Genomic DNA, 17,178 nt, shown 5'->3' on the forward strand with positions numbered 1-17,178 from the left:
GCCTTTGCAGAAGGCGATTGGCCGGTGCCCCGGCCCGGCCTATCGTCGCGCGATTATATTCCTGGGGGAGACTACCGACATGACCATCCGTCGCCTGCTGACCGGAGCCGCCGCGCTCGCCCTGCTTGCCTCGCCCGGGGTGGCGCTGGCCGATCATCACGAGGAAGCGCCCGCCGCCGCGCAGCAGTCCGAACACGACAAGCTGTTCGCGCTGTTCGCCGATTCCGATGCGCGCAGTCTGGAACTCAATCCGCTCAGCCGCCTGTTTCGCGGCGACGACACCAATGCGGACCGGCTGGGCGACTACCTGACCGATGCGAGCTATTACGCCTCGCTGCGCGACACGCAGCTCAACGTCGCGCTGCTCGACCAGATCGACCGCGCCAAGCTCTCGCCGACCGACCAGCTCGCCTACGACGTGTTCAAGTACAACCAGGATGAATCGCTCAAGGGCGCAACCCCGGAAATCCGCGCTCTGACCGAGGTGCGCCCGGTCAACCACTTCAGCGGCTTCCACACCTTCTACCCCAATTTCGCGAGCGGTACCGGCGCGGCACCGTTCAAGACCATCGCGAACTACGAAGACAACCTCAGCCGCCACGACGACTATATCGCCATTACCCACCGCTCGATCGAGAAGTTCCGTGAAGGGATGGAAACGGGCGTGGTCGAGACCAAGCTGACGATCGGCAACGTGATTTCGCAGCTCGACACACAGCTGGCGATCCCGATTGCGGAATCGCAGTTCATGGACCCGACCACGATGTTCCCCGAGAATTTCTCGGACGCGGACAAGGCTCGCCTGACCGCCGCCTATGAGGCCAAGACCCGCGAAATCTACGCCGCGCACGAGCGGCTGCGCGATTTCCTGCGCGACGAATATCTTGCCGCCGCGCGCGAGGAAGTGGGCCTGAGCCAGATGAAGGGCGGGGCCAAGCTGTACGAACAGCTGATCGAGAGCACCACGACCCTGCCGCTCAAAGCAGACTACATCCACCAACTGGGCCTTTCCGAGGTCGAGCGGATCAAGGGTGAGCTGGAGGCGCTGAAGGAAGAGGTCGGCTACGAGGGCACGCTGGGCGAATTCTTCGACTACGTGCGCACCGATCCCAAGTTCAAGCCGGAGAGCCGCGAGGCGCTGACCCAGACCTATTACGATATCGGCAAGCAGGTCGATGCGAAGATCGGCGAGCTGTTCAGCCTGGTCCCCAAGTCCGAACTCAAGATCGAACCCTACGACCCCTCGATCGAGCAGTTCAGCGCGGGCGGCTCGTACCAGTCTGGTACGCCCGACGGATCGCGTCCGGGCACCTTCTTCTTCAACGCCTACGACCTGCCCAGCCGCCTGACGACGGGCAATGTGACGCTCTATCTGCACGAAGGCGCGCCGGGGCACCATTTCCAGATCAGTCTGGCGCAGGAGAACGAGGATCTGCCCGCCTTCATGCGCTTCGGCGGGACGACCTCCTTCGTCGAAGGCTGGGCGCTCTATGCCGAGACGCTGGGCAACGAGATGGGCTTCTATGAAGACCCGTGGGCGCGGTACGGCACGTTGCAGGACGAACAGCTGCGCGCGATGCGGCTGGTGGTCGACACCGGCATCCACTCCAAGGGCTGGACCCGCGAGCAGGCGATCGACTTCATGCTCGAAAATTCGGGCATGACCCGCACCGAAGTGGTCGCCGAGGTGGAGCGCTATATCGCGATCCCGAGCCAGGCGCTGGCCTACAAGATCGGCGCGCTGAAGATCCAGGAACTGCGCGAGCGCGCGAAGGCCAAGCTGGGCGATGCGTTCGACATCAAGGATTTCCACGCGCAGGTGCTGAACACCGGCGGCCTGCCGCTGCCCGTGCTGGAGGAAAAGATCGACCGCTGGATCGCGAACGGCGGCGGCTGACCGCGCGCCGGCTGGGCACTATCCCTCCCCGCGCCTGATAAGAAACCGGGCTGCGGCTGTCGCATAACGGGGCGGTCGTTCGGCGGGGCTGCGGCCCGCTTGCGAACGCGAGCGCCATCGGCCAAGAAACAATTGTTAACTACGCAATTTCCGGTGGTGAGTCACACGCGCATCATGTGGCGGTGGCATCTGGCCGGGCGCGGTACCGGAGCGGCGAGCTGCCGCGCGGGGCCGTTGCCCGCTGCGCGGTGCATCCGCATCGCGACCGGTTCTTGCGATGCCTGGCACGATTATCACAGGAGCAATCGCCACCGATGGCCACCGCCGACACCATTCCCGCCTGGATCGCCATGTTCATCGGCATCTATGCCTTCGCCGCCGCCATGGGCGAGCTGCGGCTGCCGGGGACGTGGAAGGCGATGATGCAGGATTTCGAGCAGTCGCCGGGCATGCGCTTCATCGCCGGGATCCTCACGCTGACGCTGGGCGCGGTGATCTATCTCGTGGTGCCGTGGCGGCCGGACGACTGGCTGTTCATCGCAGTCTCCGCGCTCGGCGGGCTGCTGGTGCTGGAAGGCATCGTGCTGCTGGCGGCGGGCGAACGCTTCGTCACCTTCGGTCGCTGGCTGATCGCGAGCGCGAGCGAGGTGTGGGCGGGCCTTTCCGCGATCCTGGGCGCAGGGTGCATCTTCGTCGCGCTGTCGCGGCTGGGCACGTTCTGAGCCGCTGTCGGCCTTAGGGCAGGCGGCAATCCTGATAATATTCGTAGGCCTGCCCGCCCTCGCCAGTGAAGGGCGCGCCCTTCTCGCAATCGAGGGTGAGGTCCGCGCCGACCCCGCCCCAGGCATCGATCACTGCCTCGACATTCTCCGCCGGGATCTGGAACGCCACGCGGCGCCCGTCGGCGGTGGTCATGTCGCCGATCGGCGGGCCCATATCGAGCGCGATGCCCGACACCGCGCCGGAGATAGTCTCGCGCGTGCTGGCCGGTTCCGCTTGCGCCTCGGCAGTCTCCTCGGCCTCCGGCGCGGGGGCAGGGTCGGCCTCGGTGACCGCTTCGTCTGCCTCGGCGGGGCTATCGTCGCCATCGGAACAGGCCGCCCCTGCGAGCAGGATCGCGGCTACCAGCATTCTGCGCATCGTCATTCCCCCATCAATCGCGCGGGGAAGCATACCGGCGATACCTCACGCGGCAAGTTGGGCAGCTCTCACTGCGCCGGGTAGTAGGTCGGCGAACCCGGCCCCACCGGCAGGCCCAGCACGAAGGTCCACAGGTAGAAGAAGATCGACCACGCCACGAAGAAGCAGATCGAATAGGGCAGCATCATCGCGATCAGCGTGCCCACGCCCAGATCCTTCTGGTATCGCGTCGCCCACGCCAGGATCAGCCCGAAATAGCTCATCATCGGGGTGATGATATTGGTCGTGCTATCGCCGATCCGGTAGGCGGCCTGAATGGCTTCGGGCGAATAGCCGATCAGCATCAGCATCGGCACGAAGATCGGCGCGGTCACCGCCCATTGCGCGGAGGCGCTGCCCAGCGAGAGGTTGATCAGCGCGCAGATGCCGATGAAGGCGAAGAACATCGCCGGGCCGGTCATCCCGGTGTCTTTGAGGAACTGCGCGCCGGTGACGGCGGTGATCCCGCCCAGATGCGTCCAGCCGAAGAAGGCGACGAACTGCGCGGCGAAGAACACCAGTACGATGTAGAGGCCCAGCGAGCTGAGCGCGCCGGACATCGCATCGATCACGTCGCGGTCGGTCTTCATCGTCTTGGCCGCGCGGCCATAGGCATAGCCTACGCACACGAAGAAGATCAGGATCCACACGACGAACCCGTCGAAGAAGGGCGAATCCATCCGCTCGCCCGTCTCCAGATTGCGCAGCACCCCCCACTCGGGCCACAGCGTCAGCGCCATCAGCGCGAAGACGCCCAGCATCGCGATGCCCGCCCAGCGCAGGCCCTTCTTCTCCTCGCTCTGGAGCGGCTGCATCATTCCTTCGTCGAGGATCTCGGGATCGGCCTTGGAGGCGTCGAATTTCCCCAGCTGCGGCTCGACGATATAGATCGACACGAGGCTGCCGATCGCGGTGATCAGGAAGGTGCTCGCGACCATGAAATACCAGTTGGCGGTCGCCAGCACAGTATAGTCGGGGTCGATCAGCTGCGCCGCTTCCTCGGTAATCCCGGCCAGCAGCGGGTCGATCGTGCCGATCAGCAGGTTGGCGCTGTAACCGCCCGAAACGCCCGCGAAGGCCGCGGCCATCCCGGCGAGCGGATGACGGCCGAGCGCGTAGTAGATCGCGCCGCCGAGCGGGATCAGCACGACATAGCCGACTTCGCTCGCGGTGTTGGAGATGATCCCGGCGAACACGATCGCCACGGTCACCAGCTTGGGCGGTGCGCCCAGCACGAGGCTGCGCACCGCCGCGCTCAGCAGGCCGGATTTCTCCGCCACGCCGACGCCGAGCATCGCGACCAGCACCACGCCGAGCGGCGCGAACGAGGTGAAATTGTCGACCAGCCCGGTGAAGATGCGTTGCAGTCCCTCCACGTTCATCAGGCTGACCGCGCGGATCATCCCGTCATCGGCCACGCCCGGCGCGCCTGCGGGCCTCGGATCGACCACCGCGACGCCCATCCAGCCGAACAGGCCCGACAGCAGCACGATGCCCACCGCCAGCAGCGCGAACAAGGTGACGGGGTGGGGCAGCAGGTTGCCCAGCCATTCGACGCCGTCGAGAAAGCGGGTAAAGGCGTTGCGCTTCGGCTTGGCGACAGCCTCGGGCGTATTCTCGTCTGCGGGCGGGGGAAATTCGGTCATCGTGGCTCCGGTCGGTTGGCGGCCTGGGCGCGCGAAAGAAAAGGTGCGAGTGGGTGTGCCCTCAAAAGTACCTGGGGGACAAGCCCGTCCTCCAAAGCCGCCAACAGGCACGAACGCGCCTGAACTGGCACTAAACGAGTGCCGACTGCGGAACCGGGCGCGCAACCGCCGGTTGGTCGGGTATGATCAAACTGGCTCTCATATGTCTCGTCGTCGCCGCTGTTGCCGCGATCCTTGGTTTCGGCGGCGTTGCCGGTGCCTTCGTCGATATCGCGATCTGGCTGGCGGTCATCGCCGCCGTCCTGTTCGTGATCTTCCTGGTGCTGGGAATTATGGCCGGCAAGAAGGCCTCCGACGCGCTCGACTGATCCGGCGCGCGCTTTACGCCGGGCATCACGTTCTCTACAGTCATGAACATCCCCGGGGAGCCTGCCGCGAAATCGCAGGTTGAGAGCGGAATAGACCGCGACCCGTCGAACCTGATCCCGGTAATACGGGCGGAGGGAGGGAGCGGTTTTCGGAAAGAACTCCCGGCCTCCGCCCTCGCTCCGACTTTGTAAGGAGCGTTTTTCATGGCCGACATCCCCGCCCGCACCGAAATCGGAGTTACCACCGGGCCCATTCGCGGCAGCCGCAAGGTCCATGTCGCCGCGCGCACCGGCAGCGGCGTTCGCGTTGCCATGCGTGAGATCGACCTCGAGGGCGGAGAGCCTTCCCTGCGCGTCTACGACACCTCCGGCCCCTACACGGACCCCAATGTCGCGATCGACATCAACATGGGCCTCCCGCAGCTGCGCCGCGAGTGGATCATGGCGCGCGGCGATGTCGAGGAATACGACGCGAGGCCAGTGAAGCCGGAGGATAACGGCCAGCTCGGGCCGGATCGTTCGGGCGGCGTCCCGCAGTTCCCCAGCGTCGTGAAGCGTCCGCTGCGCGCCAAGGCGGGCCAGAACGTCAGCCAGATGCACTACGCCCGCAAGGGCATCATCACGCCCGAAATGGAATATGTCGCGGAGCGGGAGAACCTGGGTCGCGAAATGATCGCGAAGGACCGCGATGGGCAGAGCTGGGGCGCGGCGATCCCCGATTTCATCACGCCGGAGTTCGTTCGCGACGAGGTGGCGCGGGGCCGAGCGATCATCCCCAACAACATAAACCACCCCGAAAGCGAACCGATGGCGATCGGGCGCAACTTCCTGGTCAAGATCAACGCCAATATCGGCAACTCCGCCGTCGCATCCGACGTCGCCAACGAGGTCGACAAGATGGTCTGGTCGATCCGCTGGGGTGCCGACACCGTCATGGACCTGAGCACAGGCCGCAACATTCACGACACCCGCGAATGGATCATCCGCAACAGCCCCGTCCCCATCGGCACCGTGCCGATCTACCAGGCGCTCGAAAAGGTCGGCGGCGTGGCCGAGGACCTGACGTGGGAGATCTTCCGCGACACGCTGATCGAACAGGCCGAACAGGGCGTCGACTATTTCACCATCCACGCGGGCGTGCGCCTGCCCTACGTGCCGATGGCAGCCAAGCGGATGACCGGCATCGTCAGCCGCGGCGGATCGATCATGGCCAAGTGGTGCCTCGCGCATCACAAGGAGAGCTTCCTCTACGAGCGCTTCGACGAGATCACCGAGATCATGAAGGCCTACGACATCGCCTATTCGCTGGGCGACGGCCTGCGCCCCGGCTCGATCTACGACGCCAACGACGAAGCGCAATTCGCCGAGCTCTACACGCTGGGCGAACTCACCAAGAAGGCGTGGGAGCAGGATGTGCAGGTGATGATCGAAGGGCCGGGCCATGTGCCTATGCACAAGATCAAGGAGAACATGGACAAGCAGCTCGAAGCCTGCGGCGAGGCTCCGTTCTACACGCTCGGGCCGCTCGTGACCGATATTGCGCCCGGTTACGACCATATCACCAGCGGCATCGGCGCGGCGCAGATCGGCTGGTATGGCACGGCGATGCTCTGCTATGTCACGCCCAAGGAGCACCTCGGCCTGCCCGACCGCGACGACGTGAAGGTCGGCGTGGTGACCTACAAGCTGGCCGCCCACGCGGCGGACCTCGCCAAGGGCCACCCGGCGGCGCAGGTGCGCGACGATGCGCTGAGCAAGGCGCGCTTCGAATTCCGCTGGCGCGATCAGTTCAACCTCTCGCTCGACCCCGACACCGCCGAGCAGTATCACGACCAGACGCTGCCCGCAGAAGGCGCCAAGACCGCGCATTTCTGCTCGATGTGCGGGCCGAAATTCTGCTCCATGAAGATCAGCCAGGAAGTGCGCGAGTTCGCCGCGAGGCAGAATAGCGACAGCTATCTGGCGAGCGAAGATCTGAAGGGTGAGAATTCGCCCGAACAGCGCGCCGAGAACGAGCGGGGCATGGAAACGATGAGCGAAGTCTACCGCGCCAAGGGCGAACGACTCTACCTGCCCGAGCAGGAGACCGAATGAAGCCGCGCGCCATCGCAGCAGCGCTCTCGCTTGCCCTCTGGCTCGCCCTCGTGCCCCGTGCGGCCGCCGCACAGGACGAGGGCGGCGCTGAGGTGCGCGCGGGAGAGCTGCGGATCATCCACCTCTGGTCGGTCGATCCCGACGCGTTCCTCGCGCAGTGGAACCAGCCCGACCCGCCGACCTTGCCGATCACGACGCGGACGGCCCGCAACCGGCCGATCCAGCAGTTTATCCTGTACGGCGGGTGCCAGCGCGACTTTGCCGGGCGGTGCCATCTCTCCGCCGTCGTCACCGTCACCGCGCCCGACGGCACGCCCTATGGCGATCCGATCGCGTTCGACGCGCTCCCGCTCTCGCCCCCGGTCGCGCAGGGCTTCGGTGTCGCCCCCAATTCGATCGCCCTGGTGATCGAGGATGGCGAGCAGCTGGGCGACTACACCGTGCAGCTCGACGTGACCGACGAGATCGCGGGCGTTACCGCCAGCCAGACGAGCGTGCTGGAGATCGTCGAAGCCGGCTGACCGGCGGCGACGATAGGGGGCAGGGCGACGAATGACCGAATACCTGATCTTCTTCGCCATCGTGTTCGGCGTGAACCTGCTGCCCGCGTTCGGGCCGCCGACCTGGTCGATCATCGCGCTCTACACGCTCGGCGGAGATCTGGCGCTGCCGATCCTCGTCCCCGTGGGCGCGCTGGCGGCGGCGTCGGGGCGCTTGCTGCTGGGCCTTGCCACGCGGTATCTGGGCGCAAGGTTCCTCTCCGCTCGCACGCAGGACAATCTGGCGGCGGCGCGCGAAGCGCTCGAGAAGCGGCGCGGTAGCACGCTGCTGGGGCTCGGCCTGTTCGCGCTCTCCCCGCTGCCATCGGCGCAATTGTTCATGGCCGCGGGCCTTGCCCGGATGCGGCTGCTGCCCTTCACCGCGGCGTTCTTCGCGGGCCGGTTCGTCTCCTACACGATCTACGGCCTGACCGCGCACACCATCCGCGCGACCAGCCTGGGCGAGGTCATCCGCAGCGGCCTCACTAGCCCGTGGGGCATCGCGCTGCAGGTCGCGATGCTGGCGGGGATCGTCGCGCTGACCCGGATTGACTGGCGCAAGCGGCTGGGCGGAGGCGACACGCCCGAAGGCTGAGCGCGCCCCGTGCCGCCGGTCTGCCCCTGCGCCGCCTTGGACAGCGTGACGCCGATGGTGATCGTGCTGACACTGTCAGGCGGCAAAGTCTTCGAGCACCGCGACTACGTCGACTACGCGCCGTTTCTGGAGGCGGTGCGCGAGGTGCGGACTGGGGGGGGAGGCCGTGGAAACGCTGGAGGGGATTGTGGGAGTGAACAAGGTGTATCGGTAGAAGAGGGAGCCCTTCGGAGCAATAGACCTCTGACTTGGCGCGTCTCAGTCTGCGCCGCCCGATAGGTCAGCGTGCCGCATATAAAATATAAGAAATGGATCAACGATGACGATCTCGTTGGTGTCTTTAATCCACTCAATAGCGGTTTCACCTTCAATTTTCTTTCGGGCGATTTGTGTCATGTGGCTCAAAGCGCTCGTAATTTCGTTCTTCTGCGGCATCTTTCCCTGCTCATCTAGGAGGTCCTTCATTTCAGCGCGAAGCTCATCGTAGCTCATCGTAGCTCGTCGTCGGCTTTGGTCCGGAATGCGCAAGAGCTTTCATAATCAGGGAATAAATATCCTCAGTGGTCCCGTCAGCCAAAAGCCTCTGCTCTCTTAACTTCTTGGCTTGTGGGCCCTTCTGCAGGAGTTGGAATGTGGGGAATCCCTTACTTTCTGCTACCTCGCGATAGGCTTGGGTGAGCTTAGACATATCAAGCGTAATGAGTTTGGTCTGTGTCTCTTTGATTCCGTTTTCTAAGCAAAGCTCGGCACATATTTCCTGCATAAGCAGGGGGTTTCGGGTGGCTTGGGATGCGATGTCAGCAATTTTTGAGTTGTCGCATTTTACATTGAGTGCTGGAAATCCGAGTGTTGCGATCTTTGTTAAATGTGTCATATCCCACGTGGGGATCTTGATGTGCTTAAAGCGGCCCTCTACTTCCTTCTCAACATTGATTGGATCAAAGCCGCGATGAGGCACGGCCAGAAAAAATAGTTTAAGCCCGTCAGCAACCGGCTTCTTAAAAGATTGAATAATCTCTTTTTGGGTTGCGGCTGGTATATAGTGAAAATCGTCGATTAGAAGAACTGCATCGCTCCTGATGAGGGCCTCAATGGCAGCAATTTTCAAGCTCTTTACAAACTGTTTCGTATTCGAGGATTCGGCACCCAGTTCCATCCCCCCCGTCAGCTTCACAAGGCTATCGACAAACCAGCCAGGCTTGGCTGAGACTGATACTTTACCACTGGCCTTGTCGGTTGTCGTTTCCGTTGCTGCGATCTGTAGAAAATGTCCTAGCTGACTCCAAAACTCCTCAGCGTTCTCGACCTGGCCCCCTTCAATCTGAATCAATTTCGCGTCGCCAAGTACCTTCTGACATAGCACTGACTTTCCCGACTTTGTCGGGCCAGTGACAACGTTGAAGGTAAAGCCTCGCTCTAATGCGCGCTCAATTCTCTTCTCTAGTTCGAGCTCAGCTCTATCGACGTAGGTGACCGTCGGCACGCCGCCAGCGGCGAAAACCTCCTTCAGTTTGTACTTCATGGCTGGGCTTGGTCTTTCATGTAGAGGTGGTGCCTGCATCCGGGCGTAACTTGCGTCCCTGAAAAATGTAAGAGCACTATTACATAAGATCCGACCGCCTGAAATATCGCTAGGAAATTCCCGCAGAGGAATCCGGGGAGGGCACACCTCTTCAAGCTGCTTGTGGCGTCCGCCAGCCAATGTTATAACGCCCGTATGAACAAGCCACTCAAAATCACCAAGATCGGCAATTCCGCCGGGATCGTCCTGCCCAAGGAGGTGCTGGCGCGCCTGCGGGTCGGGCCGGGGGATCAGCTCTATCTTTCCGAAGCGCCGGACGGGGTAAGGCTGACGGCGGTCGATCCGGACTTTGCCGCCAAGATGGATGCTGCCGAGGCGATCATGCGTGAGGATCGCGATATCCTGCGCGAACTGGCGAAGTGATCGCCGCTGCGCCTCCCCTCCCCGTGGGGAGGGGATCGAGGGGTGGGGGATCGAGGGGTGGGGGATCGACGCTTGAAGTCGGGCGCGGCCAATCAGCGCCGTACACCCACCCCCAACCCCTCCCTCAAGGCAGGGGAGAAGTTTGACCGCCCGCACCGAACCCGAGTGGCTCTCGCTGGACCTCGCGCTCGCCATCCATGATCGCCAGTTGGCCGAGCATGGCGGGCCTACGGGCGTGCGCGATCAGGGCATGCTCGAAAGCGCGCTGGCCCGTCCGCTCAACCAGTGGACCTATGGTGAAGATGATCTGTGCGCGCTCGCCGCCGCCTACGCCTATGGCATTGCGCGCAACCATCCCTTTGCCGACGGCAACAAGCGCACGGCGTGGGTGTTTGCGCGCCTGTTCCTCAGGCTGAACGGGCAGGCGCTATCGTTTGCGCCGAGGGATGCGATCGATATCGTGCTGGCGCTGGCCGCAGGCGAACTTTCGGAAGACGAGCTGGCCGACTGGTTCCGCCAGCGCCTTTGCGCGGCCTAGCGCATCCCCACCAGCACCCGGTCCAGCGCCTGCAGGAACCGCGAGCGGTCCGCCTTGCTGAAAGGCGGCGGGCCGCCTCCAGCCACGCCGAGGGGGCCGTCCATCCCGGCGCGCAGGTCTTCCATGATCGCGCGGGTGGCGATGGCGCTGCCGATGCTGGCGGCGTCGAAGCTCTTGCCGTCGTGGCGCAGCACCGTCGCACCCGCCTTGAGGCAGCGCTCGGCCAGCAGAATGTCGGCGGTGATGACCACGGTGCCTGGGCTGGCATTCTCCGCGATCCAGTCATCCGCCGCGTCGAAGCCATCCGAGACCACCACGCGCTTGACCCGCTCGCTCACCGGCACGCGGAAGGGGCTGTTGCTGACCACGCGGACATGCGCCTTGTGGCGCGCGGCGACGCGGTAGATTTCCTCCTTCACCGGGCAGGCGTCGGCATCGACCAGAATGGTTGCGGCGTCCGGCTGGGGAGCGTTATCGGGAGGGGAGGGGCTGTACATCGAGGTATCCGTAGCGCGCCCGCTGCCGCATTCCTACCGCCGGGCCGGGCAAGCGCCGCTCTCGAAACACGCCCACGCAACCTTCCGCCGTGCCGTCCGTTATCGCAGTGCAGCATTCCGCCGCACCCCTAGGAAACCTCCGATGACCCAATCTCTCTCCGCTTCGTGGACGCGGCTCGCGTTCGATACCTGGGCGCTGTCGATGGAGGCGTCCTATGTCATCTGGCTGCGCTCGATGCGGATCATGGCGGGCGGCAAGCTGGCCGAGAGCGAGGCCGAGCGGATGGTGAGCGAGAAGATGACCGCCGCGATGACGCTGATGCCCGCGATCATGGCAGGCGGCGCAAACCAGTCGGCCGAAGAGGCGACGGGTCGCGCGCTGGCGCATTATGCAAAGCCGGTGCGCGCCAATCGCAGGCGCCTCAGCCGGTAGGAAGGCCGGGGGCCACCGGCGCGAAAGCCGGGCGCCCCCGCCATTTCGCCGCTAGCTGTTCTTCATATTCTCCAGCCCCTTGATCGCACCCGGCTTGATGCTGGGGTTGGAGGCGTTGGTCTTCACCTTTTCCTGCTTGGGCTTGCGGTTCTCTCGGCTCTTCTTCTGCTGGCCCTTGGCCATATCGGTTCCAATCGGGACGGTATGCCCCGCGCATGGGTGTACGCCTCTTCGGCCCAACCCTTGCATCAATTCGTGAATCGCCGCGTGCGCGTCTTGCGCCAATGCGCCCCGACTTTCCTACTCCGCTCAAATCTGCCTTAACCTCTTCGATGAGCGATCCCGAAAAACTCTCCGCCCGCACCCCTGCCATCGCCGATGTCCCCTACGTCCCGCCGGAGGACCGCTGGACCAAGCGCAAGATGGCCGAGTTCCTGCGCGTGCTCGCGGCGACGCAGCAGGTGAAGGCGGCTGCGAAGGCGGTCGGCATGTCGCGTCAGTCGGCCTACAAACTGCGCAACCGGCTGAAGGGGGAGCCGTTCGATATCGCGTGGGAGGCGGCTTTCCAGCACGGCTATGACGCGCTGCACCAGGCCGCGCTCGAACGCGCATTGCACGGGGTGGAAGAGCCGGTGTTTCACGGCGGGGAGCAGGTCGGCACGCGGCGGCGGTATGACGAGCGGTTGACCGTCTTCCTCCTCGCACGCCGCAATGTGCAGGGGGCACAGCGATTGTCGCGCTATGGCGCGGCGGCGGAGTTCTGGTCCGACCGGTGGGAGAAGATGCTCGACCTGGTCGAGCACGGGCCGGTCGTGTGGCAGGATGCGGACGGCAAGCGGCTGCTCGGCGATGATACCAAGCTGGCGAAGGATATCGAGGCGCGCCACATGCTCGACGCGAGCGAAGATCGCGCGCGCAACGGCTCGCGATAAAATGGCGGGCAATATGCGCGATGTGTCACCCTGCGGGCGATGGCGCCGGGTGAAAATCGCGGGGTCACAGGGGTTTGTGCCGCGCAAGATGTGCTGAGGGCGAGGGTGACAGATGGGTGACACGTGTCACCCGGTCGGCTCCGCGCTCCCGCCGCCACGCCGCAGCCCGGGCGGGGCGGGTGTAGGCTACGAAAAAGCCCGCCCGGCGGCTCTGCGCGGGCGGGCCTTGTCGAGGGTGGGGCCGGGGTGCGCTTACATTCCGGCTGCGGGCATCTGCGCATCGGGCAGGGCGGCGAGGTCCTGCGCGGTCATCCCGGTCTGCACATCCTTGTCGTCGCCATCCATCCGCATGCTCAGCCCGTCGAGCGGGATCATCACGAAGCGATCGGGATCGGTGTTGTCCAACTCGACGAACAGCCCGTCGACCGCGCCCGATGCATCGCGGTGGACCGCTTCGACATCGCCCAGTTCGGTGCCGTCGGCGGCGATCAGGTCGGCATCGATCAGCTGCAGCTCGGTCATGCCCAGCGCGGCCTCTTCCATGCCCGCCGCAGCGGCGCTCTGTTCGGCCTGCGTTTCCATCCGGTCCTCGGCCATGTCGGCCTGCGTGTCCGCTTCGGACTCGCAGGCGGTAATCGCCAGCGCGGCGAGCGGGAGGGCGGCGAGTTTGAGAATCTGCATCATCTGTCTCCTCTTGTATGGGGCGATCAACGGCGCGAACGCGCACGCGTTCCGGCGCTCGCAGGGCGGCGCGGCGAGGGGCGCGCAAGAGATGAGGCAATGGGGATTAGGTAATTGGGCCGATCGGTGCTACATAAGCCTCGCTGACGTCGAAATTTGCGACGGACTTCGGAATTTGCCTCGCCGCTTGCCCCTGCTTACCCGCCCGGGCCCCGGCGTAAACCAGACGACGTTTTCCTTTCATCGGACGATTTGACGCAAAACCCTGCGCGCAATTTCGCGCGAGGGGCATTCATTGTTCTTGAAAGGAACATCACATGGCCAAGACTGGCACCGTAAAATTCTTTAACAGCGACAAGGGCTTCGGCTTCATCCAGCCGGACGACGGCTCGGCCGACAGCTTCGTGCACATCACCGCCGTCCAGGCGGCCGGGATGCAGGGCCTCGATAAGGACCAGCGTCTCAACTACGAAGTCGAGCAGGGCCGTAATGGCAAGGAAAGCGCCGTGAACCTCTCGGCCGCCGACTGATCATCGCGAGGGCGTCGCTTCACACCGAAGCGGCGCCCTTTCTCTTTCAACACCCCCCGCCGGAGGACGCCCCATGAGTCAGAGCTACGAATTCTATTGCGCCCGCGCGGACCAGGCCGCCGCCGCCGCGGACAAGGCCGAACTCGCCAATGTGCGCGACCGCGAACTGCGCGCCGAGAAGACCTGGCGCGGCCTTGCCGAACACGCCCGCGCCGTGGCCGAGGAACGCGCCAAGCTGGTGCGTGACAAGCAGGCGGAAGCCGACGCGGCCTGAGCCCGCTTTCCTACTCGCCCAAAATATGGCTTGTTCCGAGGGATGAGCCAGTGCCCACCATCCGTCCTTCTGTGCGCAGCTTTTGCCGTTCGGCATGATCCGCATGCGCCAGCCGGGCCTCCGCGCGTGGGCGGGAAGCGGCAATGGGCCGGGCGGGAACGCGCGCGCCCGGTTTTCCGTTTTCAGAGCATAACCGCGCTTACGCACCGCATAGGAGGTTCGTTATGAACAATCCAATCGCCTGCTTGACGGCCCTGGCCGGGGCAACCGTCCTCGCATCCTGCGCACCCGTTCCCGAACCCGCGAGCGCGCAAGGCGATGCTGCGGAGGAGACGCTTGCCGGCCTCGACACCAGCAATCAGTGCTTCTTCATGCGCAACGCGGATCGCTATTCCGAAGCGCCCGATGCCCCCAACGGGAATGAGCGGATCTTCGTGAAGACCCGCGCCAACGAGCGGTTCGTGCTCGAAACGCTGAGCAACTGCCGGGATATCGACTTTGCCTACGAAGTTGCGCTCGACAACCGCTTCGGGTCGAACCTGTGCACCGGGGATACCGCGAACCTGCTGGTCCCGTCGCCGAGCGGCACCGACAGCTGCATGGTTCGCGTGATCGGCCGGATCGAGGATTAATCGGGTCTGGTGCGGGATTGCGGCCAGATGCCTCATTTTTGCCAAAATCGGAACATCGCGAGCCCAAGCCCGTTGATGGGGAGAACGGAGCGGCCAACCGGTTGCGACGTGTCTACGAAGCCCCCAAAAGGACGATAACCCCATGAACAAGCTAGCCCTAACGCTCGCCTCGGTCGCCGCGCTCTCGCTCGCCGCATGTGCCGAATCCGACACCGTCAACGATGACGCAGCGATGACCGATGACACCGCCGCCGACCAGATGGCGGTCGATGACGCGGCCAGCGGTACCATCGTCGAAGTCGCGCAGGCCGACCCGCAGCTTTCGACCCTGGTCGAAGCGGTAACCACGGCGGGCCTCGGTGAGACTCTGTCGAGCGGTGAATACACCGTGTTCGCACCGACCAACGCCGCCTTCGACAAGGTGCCGCAGGCGACTCGCGACGAACTGATGAGCGAAGCAGGCAAGGAAGACCTGACCAACATCCTCACCTATCATGTCGTCGAAGGGACGACCGATGCAGCCGCGCTGACCGCAGCGATCGAGGCCGCGGGTGAAGACGGTTACACGCTGACCACCGTCAATGGTGCAGAGCTTACCGCGATGATGGACGGCGACAATGTCGTGTTGCGCGATGCGGCGGGCAACACCGCAACCGTCACGATGACCGATATCGACGCCTCGAACGGCGTGGTCCATGTGATCGATACCGTGCTGATGCCGCAGTAAGCGCATCCGCACCTCTGAACGACGAAGGGCTCCCGGTTACGGGAGCCCTTTTCGTGTGTGTAGCGGTGGCTTGTGCGATCAGCGCGCAGCCGCGCTGGAGGTTTCCTGCACCACCGGGCGCGAGACATAGGTGATCGCCTGTCCTTGCGAAGGCTGGGCGACACGGGCGGGCCGGTCGAGCTCCAGCGGACGGCGCGGTGCCGGACGAGGCGGTGCCCGACGTGCATAGCTGCGCTGCTGGTCGATCGCGCGGCGCTGCTCGGCCTCCCACCGCAGGGACTCGGCCTGCGCAGCCTCGAAGTCGAATTCGCCTAGGTCGGCACCGGCTTCGCTATAGCCGAACCGTGGAGCGAACCGATCCTGGCTGTACAGCCCGCGTTCGCGCAGTTCGGCGACCTCGTAGGTCTTTCCGTTCGCCTTCAGCGGGTAGTGATCTGCGGCGCCGAGGGCACGACGCTTGTCGTCGATCGCGATCGGTCCGGGGCCGGGCAGCGGCGTCTCGGCGTGGGTCTGGCGCGGGGTCGTATCAATCGCGGCACCGGCTACCGCACCGCCGATCGCGACTACCGCGACTGCTCCAACGATCCCGGGTAAGGCGCGCATCTTGCTGTACTCCCTGACAAATTCTGCGTCGAATCCCTTTGCCATCACAATCCGCAAGCGCCTTCTGGGGTTCCCGTAAGGTCTTGCGATCGCCCGCGCTTTCCGTTTCCTGCGGGGCAGGATAGATAACGCGCCTGTAACAAAGCACCCTCTCTCGCCGAAAGGAACCCCCATGCGCCTGCTGGTTGTTGCCATTCCCCTGCTGCTCGCTGCGTGCCAGACCGAGAACGGAGCGCGTGCGCCCGGTACTTCGCCCGAAGGTTTCGACGCTATCGGCAAGAGTGAGACGATCCGCTTCACCGGCACCGAGCCTTTCTGGAGCGGCAAGGTGAGTGGGGAGAGCCTGACCTACAAGACGCCCGAGAATGCTGATGGCATCAGGTTTGCTGTCCGTCGGTTCAGCGGGCAGGGCGGGCTCGGCTTTTCCGGTACGCTCGACGGGGCGGCGTTCGACATGACGGTAACGCCGGGTGCCTGCTCCGACGGGATGAGCGACCGGACCTATCCCTACACGGTGACGCTGAAGATCGGCGACGACACGCGCGAAGGCTGCGCGTGGACCGATGCGCAACCCTTCGAAGGCCCGGAGGCGCCCTAGCCTTGCGGTCTGTTCACGCCTGCGCGATCGAGCTCCGGGCCGAGCCGCCCGGTGATCCACAGGAAGAACATCCGGAAATCGGCGATCAGGCTCCACAGCGGATAGGTGAAGGTCGCCGGGCGGTTCCGTTCGACCCGGAAATGCGCGATCCAGGCAAAGAAATAGCCCGCCACGGGCAGCGCAAGCAGCAGCCACCAGTTGCGGCTCGCCAGCGCGACCACCGCCAGCGCGATGACCAGCGCGGTGCCGACATAGTGAAGCCGGCGCGTTGCCGGGCGGCTGTGTTCGCGCAGGTAGAAGGGCCAGAACTCCGCAAAAGTGGTGTAGGTGCGCACGCCCATCAATGCCTCCTCGAGATGCTTCCGAACCATCGACGCGCGCAGATGCCCGAAAAAGGAATGCGCGCGAAGAAAATGCAGGAACGAGCGCGGAATATGCTCGTTCAAGCGATCAATGTTAATAGCGCGCAG

The 17,178-nt window shown here is 64.4% G+C and carries 24 protein-coding genes and 1 riboswitch; of the genes, 15 read left to right on the forward strand and 9 right to left on the reverse strand.

Going from position 1 to position 17,178, the window contains the following annotated elements; translation table 11 throughout:
* The first annotated feature begins 79 nt into the window (after positions 1-79).
* Positions 80-1,897: a DUF885 domain-containing protein gene (locus K7H93_RS09225; protein WP_230783372.1), complete on the forward strand. Its 1,818-nt coding sequence runs from the start codon at positions 80-82 to the stop codon at positions 1,895-1,897.
* Between the two features lie 314 nt (positions 1,898-2,211).
* Positions 2,212-2,619 (forward strand): hypothetical protein, encoded by a 408-nt coding sequence (locus tag K7H93_RS09230; protein WP_230783373.1) that lies wholly within the window; start codon positions 2,212-2,214, stop codon positions 2,617-2,619.
* A 13-nt stretch (positions 2,620-2,632) separates the two neighbouring features.
* On the opposite strand, the gene K7H93_RS09235 is transcribed toward K7H93_RS09230, so the two are convergent.
* Positions 2,633-3,043 carry a hypothetical protein gene (locus K7H93_RS09235; protein WP_230783374.1) on the reverse strand — a complete coding sequence of 137 codons (411 nt, stop codon included), beginning with the start codon at positions 3,041-3,043 and terminating at the stop codon, positions 2,633-2,635.
* 62 nt (positions 3,044-3,105) lie between these two features.
* Complete coding sequence (locus tag K7H93_RS09240) at positions 3,106-4,722, reverse strand: AbgT family transporter (RefSeq protein WP_230783375.1); 1,617 nt, start codon at positions 4,720-4,722, stop codon at positions 3,106-3,108.
* Between the two features lie 182 nt (positions 4,723-4,904).
* Here K7H93_RS09240 and K7H93_RS09245 point away from each other — a divergent pair, with 182 nt between their 5' ends.
* From K7H93_RS09245 to K7H93_RS09260, 4 genes are all read left to right on the forward strand, one after another.
* Complete coding sequence (locus tag K7H93_RS09245; protein WP_230783376.1) at positions 4,905-5,090, forward strand: DUF1328 domain-containing protein; 186 nt, start codon at positions 4,905-4,907, stop codon at positions 5,088-5,090.
* Positions 5,091-5,133: 43 nt separating this feature from the next.
* A riboswitch (TPP riboswitch) is annotated at positions 5,134-5,245 on the forward strand.
* A 49-nt stretch (positions 5,246-5,294) separates the two neighbouring features.
* Positions 5,295-7,184 carry a phosphomethylpyrimidine synthase ThiC gene (thiC, locus tag K7H93_RS09250; RefSeq protein WP_230783377.1) on the forward strand — a complete coding sequence of 630 codons (1,890 nt, stop codon included), beginning with the start codon at positions 5,295-5,297 and terminating at the stop codon, positions 7,182-7,184.
* A complete protein-coding gene (locus tag K7H93_RS09255; protein ID WP_230783378.1) occupies positions 7,181-7,705 on the forward strand; it encodes a hypothetical protein in 525 nt (174 codons plus the stop codon). Before thiC ends, K7H93_RS09255 begins: the two co-directional genes overlap by 4 nt.
* 31 nt (positions 7,706-7,736) lie before the next feature.
* Positions 7,737-8,318, forward strand: coding sequence for an SNARE-associated domain-containing protein (locus K7H93_RS09260; RefSeq protein WP_230783379.1), 582 nt, complete (start codon positions 7,737-7,739; stop codon positions 8,316-8,318).
* Positions 8,319-8,576: 258 nt separating this feature from the next.
* Here K7H93_RS09260 and K7H93_RS09265 read toward each other — a convergent pair whose 3' ends face one another.
* Both K7H93_RS09265 and K7H93_RS09270 read right to left on the reverse strand, forming a co-directional pair.
* A complete protein-coding gene (locus tag K7H93_RS09265) occupies positions 8,577-8,810 on the reverse strand; it encodes a hypothetical protein (protein ID WP_230783380.1) in 234 nt (77 codons plus the stop codon).
* Positions 8,797-9,840, reverse strand: a complete 1,044-nt coding sequence (locus tag K7H93_RS09270) for an ATP-binding protein (RefSeq protein ID WP_230783381.1) — start codon at positions 9,838-9,840, stop codon at positions 8,797-8,799. Before K7H93_RS09270 ends, K7H93_RS09265 begins: the two co-directional genes overlap by 14 nt.
* A gap of 195 nt (positions 9,841-10,035) precedes the next feature.
* On the opposite strand from K7H93_RS09270, the gene K7H93_RS09275 reads away from it, so the two are divergent.
* Positions 10,036-10,263, forward strand: a complete 228-nt coding sequence (locus tag K7H93_RS09275) for an AbrB/MazE/SpoVT family DNA-binding domain-containing protein (RefSeq protein ID WP_230783382.1) — start codon at positions 10,036-10,038, stop codon at positions 10,261-10,263.
* Between the two features lie 142 nt (positions 10,264-10,405).
* A complete protein-coding gene (locus K7H93_RS09280) occupies positions 10,406-10,801 on the forward strand; it encodes a type II toxin-antitoxin system death-on-curing family toxin (protein ID WP_230783383.1) in 396 nt (131 codons plus the stop codon).
* On the opposite strand, the gene K7H93_RS09285 is transcribed toward K7H93_RS09280, so the two are convergent.
* Positions 10,798-11,298: a YaiI/YqxD family protein gene (locus K7H93_RS09285; RefSeq protein WP_230783384.1), complete on the reverse strand. Its 501-nt coding sequence runs from the start codon at positions 11,296-11,298 to the stop codon at positions 10,798-10,800. The two genes, K7H93_RS09280 and K7H93_RS09285, sit on opposite strands and share 4 nt — an antisense overlap.
* A 142-nt stretch (positions 11,299-11,440) precedes the next feature.
* Here K7H93_RS09285 and K7H93_RS09290 point away from each other — a divergent pair, with 142 nt between their 5' ends.
* Positions 11,441-11,731 (forward strand): hypothetical protein, encoded by a 291-nt coding sequence (locus K7H93_RS09290; RefSeq protein ID WP_230783385.1) that lies wholly within the window; start codon positions 11,441-11,443, stop codon positions 11,729-11,731.
* Positions 11,732-11,782: 51 nt separating this feature from the next.
* Here K7H93_RS09290 and K7H93_RS15965 read toward each other — a convergent pair whose 3' ends face one another.
* Positions 11,783-11,914, reverse strand: a complete 132-nt coding sequence (locus K7H93_RS15965) for a hypothetical protein (RefSeq protein WP_269060179.1) — start codon at positions 11,912-11,914, stop codon at positions 11,783-11,785.
* A 149-nt stretch (positions 11,915-12,063) separates the two neighbouring features.
* On the opposite strand from K7H93_RS15965, the gene K7H93_RS09295 reads away from it, so the two are divergent.
* Positions 12,064-12,663 carry a hypothetical protein gene (locus K7H93_RS09295; RefSeq protein WP_230783386.1) on the forward strand — a complete coding sequence of 200 codons (600 nt, stop codon included), beginning with the start codon at positions 12,064-12,066 and terminating at the stop codon, positions 12,661-12,663.
* Between the two features lie 252 nt (positions 12,664-12,915).
* Here the strand turns inward: K7H93_RS09295 and K7H93_RS09300 are convergent, their stop codons facing one another.
* Complete coding sequence (locus K7H93_RS09300; protein WP_230783387.1) at positions 12,916-13,344, reverse strand: PRC-barrel domain containing protein; 429 nt, start codon at positions 13,342-13,344, stop codon at positions 12,916-12,918.
* A 317-nt stretch (positions 13,345-13,661) separates the two neighbouring features.
* Here K7H93_RS09300 and K7H93_RS09305 point away from each other — a divergent pair, with 317 nt between their 5' ends.
* From K7H93_RS09305 to K7H93_RS09320, 4 genes are all read left to right on the forward strand, one after another.
* Complete coding sequence (locus K7H93_RS09305) at positions 13,662-13,874, forward strand: cold-shock protein (protein WP_010236382.1); 213 nt, start codon at positions 13,662-13,664, stop codon at positions 13,872-13,874.
* Positions 13,875-13,947: 73 nt separating this feature from the next.
* On the forward strand, positions 13,948-14,148 hold the full coding sequence (locus tag K7H93_RS09310) for a hypothetical protein (RefSeq protein ID WP_010236380.1): 201 nt from the start codon (positions 13,948-13,950) through the stop codon (positions 14,146-14,148).
* 224 nt (positions 14,149-14,372) lie between these two features.
* Positions 14,373-14,780, forward strand: a complete 408-nt coding sequence (locus tag K7H93_RS09315; protein WP_230783388.1) for a DUF6491 family protein — start codon at positions 14,373-14,375, stop codon at positions 14,778-14,780.
* A 142-nt stretch (positions 14,781-14,922) separates the two neighbouring features.
* Complete coding sequence (locus K7H93_RS09320) at positions 14,923-15,507, forward strand: fasciclin domain-containing protein (RefSeq protein WP_226663242.1); 585 nt, start codon at positions 14,923-14,925, stop codon at positions 15,505-15,507.
* Between the two features lie 78 nt (positions 15,508-15,585).
* Here the strand turns inward: K7H93_RS09320 and K7H93_RS09325 are convergent, their stop codons facing one another.
* The gene (locus tag K7H93_RS09325) at positions 15,586-16,110 is read right to left on the reverse strand and encodes a hypothetical protein (RefSeq protein WP_230783389.1); all 525 of its coding nucleotides are present in this window, start codon (positions 16,108-16,110) and stop codon (positions 15,586-15,588) included.
* Positions 16,111-16,282: 172 nt separating this feature from the next.
* Here K7H93_RS09325 and K7H93_RS09330 point away from each other — a divergent pair, with 172 nt between their 5' ends.
* Complete coding sequence (locus tag K7H93_RS09330; protein ID WP_054525355.1) at positions 16,283-16,708, forward strand: COG3650 family protein; 426 nt, start codon at positions 16,283-16,285, stop codon at positions 16,706-16,708.
* Here the strand turns inward: K7H93_RS09330 and K7H93_RS09335 are convergent.
* Positions 16,705-17,079 carry an Mpo1-like protein gene (locus tag K7H93_RS09335; protein ID WP_230783390.1) on the reverse strand — a complete coding sequence of 125 codons (375 nt, stop codon included), beginning with the start codon at positions 17,077-17,079 and terminating at the stop codon, positions 16,705-16,707. The two genes, K7H93_RS09330 and K7H93_RS09335, sit on opposite strands and share 4 nt — an antisense overlap.
* Between the last annotated feature and the right edge of the window lie 99 nt (positions 17,080-17,178).

This window comes from Citromicrobium bathyomarinum, from assembly GCF_021021475.1.
Lineage (GTDB): Bacteria > Pseudomonadota > Alphaproteobacteria > Sphingomonadales > Sphingomonadaceae > Alteriqipengyuania > Alteriqipengyuania bathyomarina.

Excerpts from the sequence above, each read along its gene's own strand:
- K7H93_RS09265 (WP_230783380.1), bottom strand. The coding sequence starts at position 8,810 with ATGAGCTACGATGAGCTTCGCGCTGAAATGAAGGACCTCCTAGATGAG.
- K7H93_RS09310 (WP_010236380.1), top strand. The coding sequence starts at position 13,948 with ATGAGTCAGAGCTACGAATTCTATTGCGCCCGCGCGGACCAGGCCGCC.
- K7H93_RS09230 (WP_230783373.1), top strand. The coding sequence starts at position 2,212 with ATGGCCACCGCCGACACCATTCCCGCCTGGATCGCCATGTTCATCGGC.
- K7H93_RS09245 (WP_230783376.1), top strand. The coding sequence starts at position 4,905 with ATGATCAAACTGGCTCTCATATGTCTCGTCGTCGCCGCTGTTGCCGCG.
- K7H93_RS09320 (WP_226663242.1), top strand. The coding sequence starts at position 14,923 with ATGAACAAGCTAGCCCTAACGCTCGCCTCGGTCGCCGCGCTCTCGCTC.
- K7H93_RS09295 (WP_230783386.1), top strand. The coding sequence starts at position 12,064 with ATGAGCGATCCCGAAAAACTCTCCGCCCGCACCCCTGCCATCGCCGAT.
- K7H93_RS09255 (WP_230783378.1), top strand. The coding sequence starts at position 7,181 with ATGAAGCCGCGCGCCATCGCAGCAGCGCTCTCGCTTGCCCTCTGGCTC.
- K7H93_RS09335 (WP_230783390.1), bottom strand. The coding sequence starts at position 17,079 with ATGGTTCGGAAGCATCTCGAGGAGGCATTGATGGGCGTGCGCACCTAC.
- K7H93_RS09225 (WP_230783372.1), top strand. The coding sequence starts at position 80 with ATGACCATCCGTCGCCTGCTGACCGGAGCCGCCGCGCTCGCCCTGCTT.
- K7H93_RS09325 (WP_230783389.1), bottom strand. The coding sequence starts at position 16,110 with ATGCGCGCCTTACCCGGGATCGTTGGAGCAGTCGCGGTAGTCGCGATC.
- K7H93_RS09275 (WP_230783382.1), top strand. The coding sequence starts at position 10,036 with ATGAACAAGCCACTCAAAATCACCAAGATCGGCAATTCCGCCGGGATC.
- K7H93_RS15965 (WP_269060179.1), bottom strand. The coding sequence starts at position 11,914 with ATGGCCAAGGGCCAGCAGAAGAAGAGCCGAGAGAACCGCAAGCCCAAG.
- K7H93_RS09260 (WP_230783379.1), top strand. The coding sequence starts at position 7,737 with ATGACCGAATACCTGATCTTCTTCGCCATCGTGTTCGGCGTGAACCTG.
- K7H93_RS09300 (WP_230783387.1), bottom strand. The coding sequence starts at position 13,344 with ATGCAGATTCTCAAACTCGCCGCCCTCCCGCTCGCCGCGCTGGCGATT.
- K7H93_RS09305 (WP_010236382.1), top strand. The coding sequence starts at position 13,662 with ATGGCCAAGACTGGCACCGTAAAATTCTTTAACAGCGACAAGGGCTTC.
- K7H93_RS09285 (WP_230783384.1), bottom strand. The coding sequence starts at position 11,298 with ATGTACAGCCCCTCCCCTCCCGATAACGCTCCCCAGCCGGACGCCGCA.
- K7H93_RS09330 (WP_054525355.1), top strand. The coding sequence starts at position 16,283 with ATGCGCCTGCTGGTTGTTGCCATTCCCCTGCTGCTCGCTGCGTGCCAG.
- K7H93_RS09240 (WP_230783375.1), bottom strand. The coding sequence starts at position 4,722 with ATGACCGAATTTCCCCCGCCCGCAGACGAGAATACGCCCGAGGCTGTC.
- K7H93_RS09290 (WP_230783385.1), top strand. The coding sequence starts at position 11,441 with ATGACCCAATCTCTCTCCGCTTCGTGGACGCGGCTCGCGTTCGATACC.
- K7H93_RS09235 (WP_230783374.1), bottom strand. The coding sequence starts at position 3,043 with ATGACGATGCGCAGAATGCTGGTAGCCGCGATCCTGCTCGCAGGGGCG.
- thiC (WP_230783377.1), top strand. The coding sequence starts at position 5,295 with ATGGCCGACATCCCCGCCCGCACCGAAATCGGAGTTACCACCGGGCCC.
- K7H93_RS09315 (WP_230783388.1), top strand. The coding sequence starts at position 14,373 with ATGAACAATCCAATCGCCTGCTTGACGGCCCTGGCCGGGGCAACCGTC.
- K7H93_RS09270 (WP_230783381.1), bottom strand. The coding sequence starts at position 9,840 with ATGAAGTACAAACTGAAGGAGGTTTTCGCCGCTGGCGGCGTGCCGACG.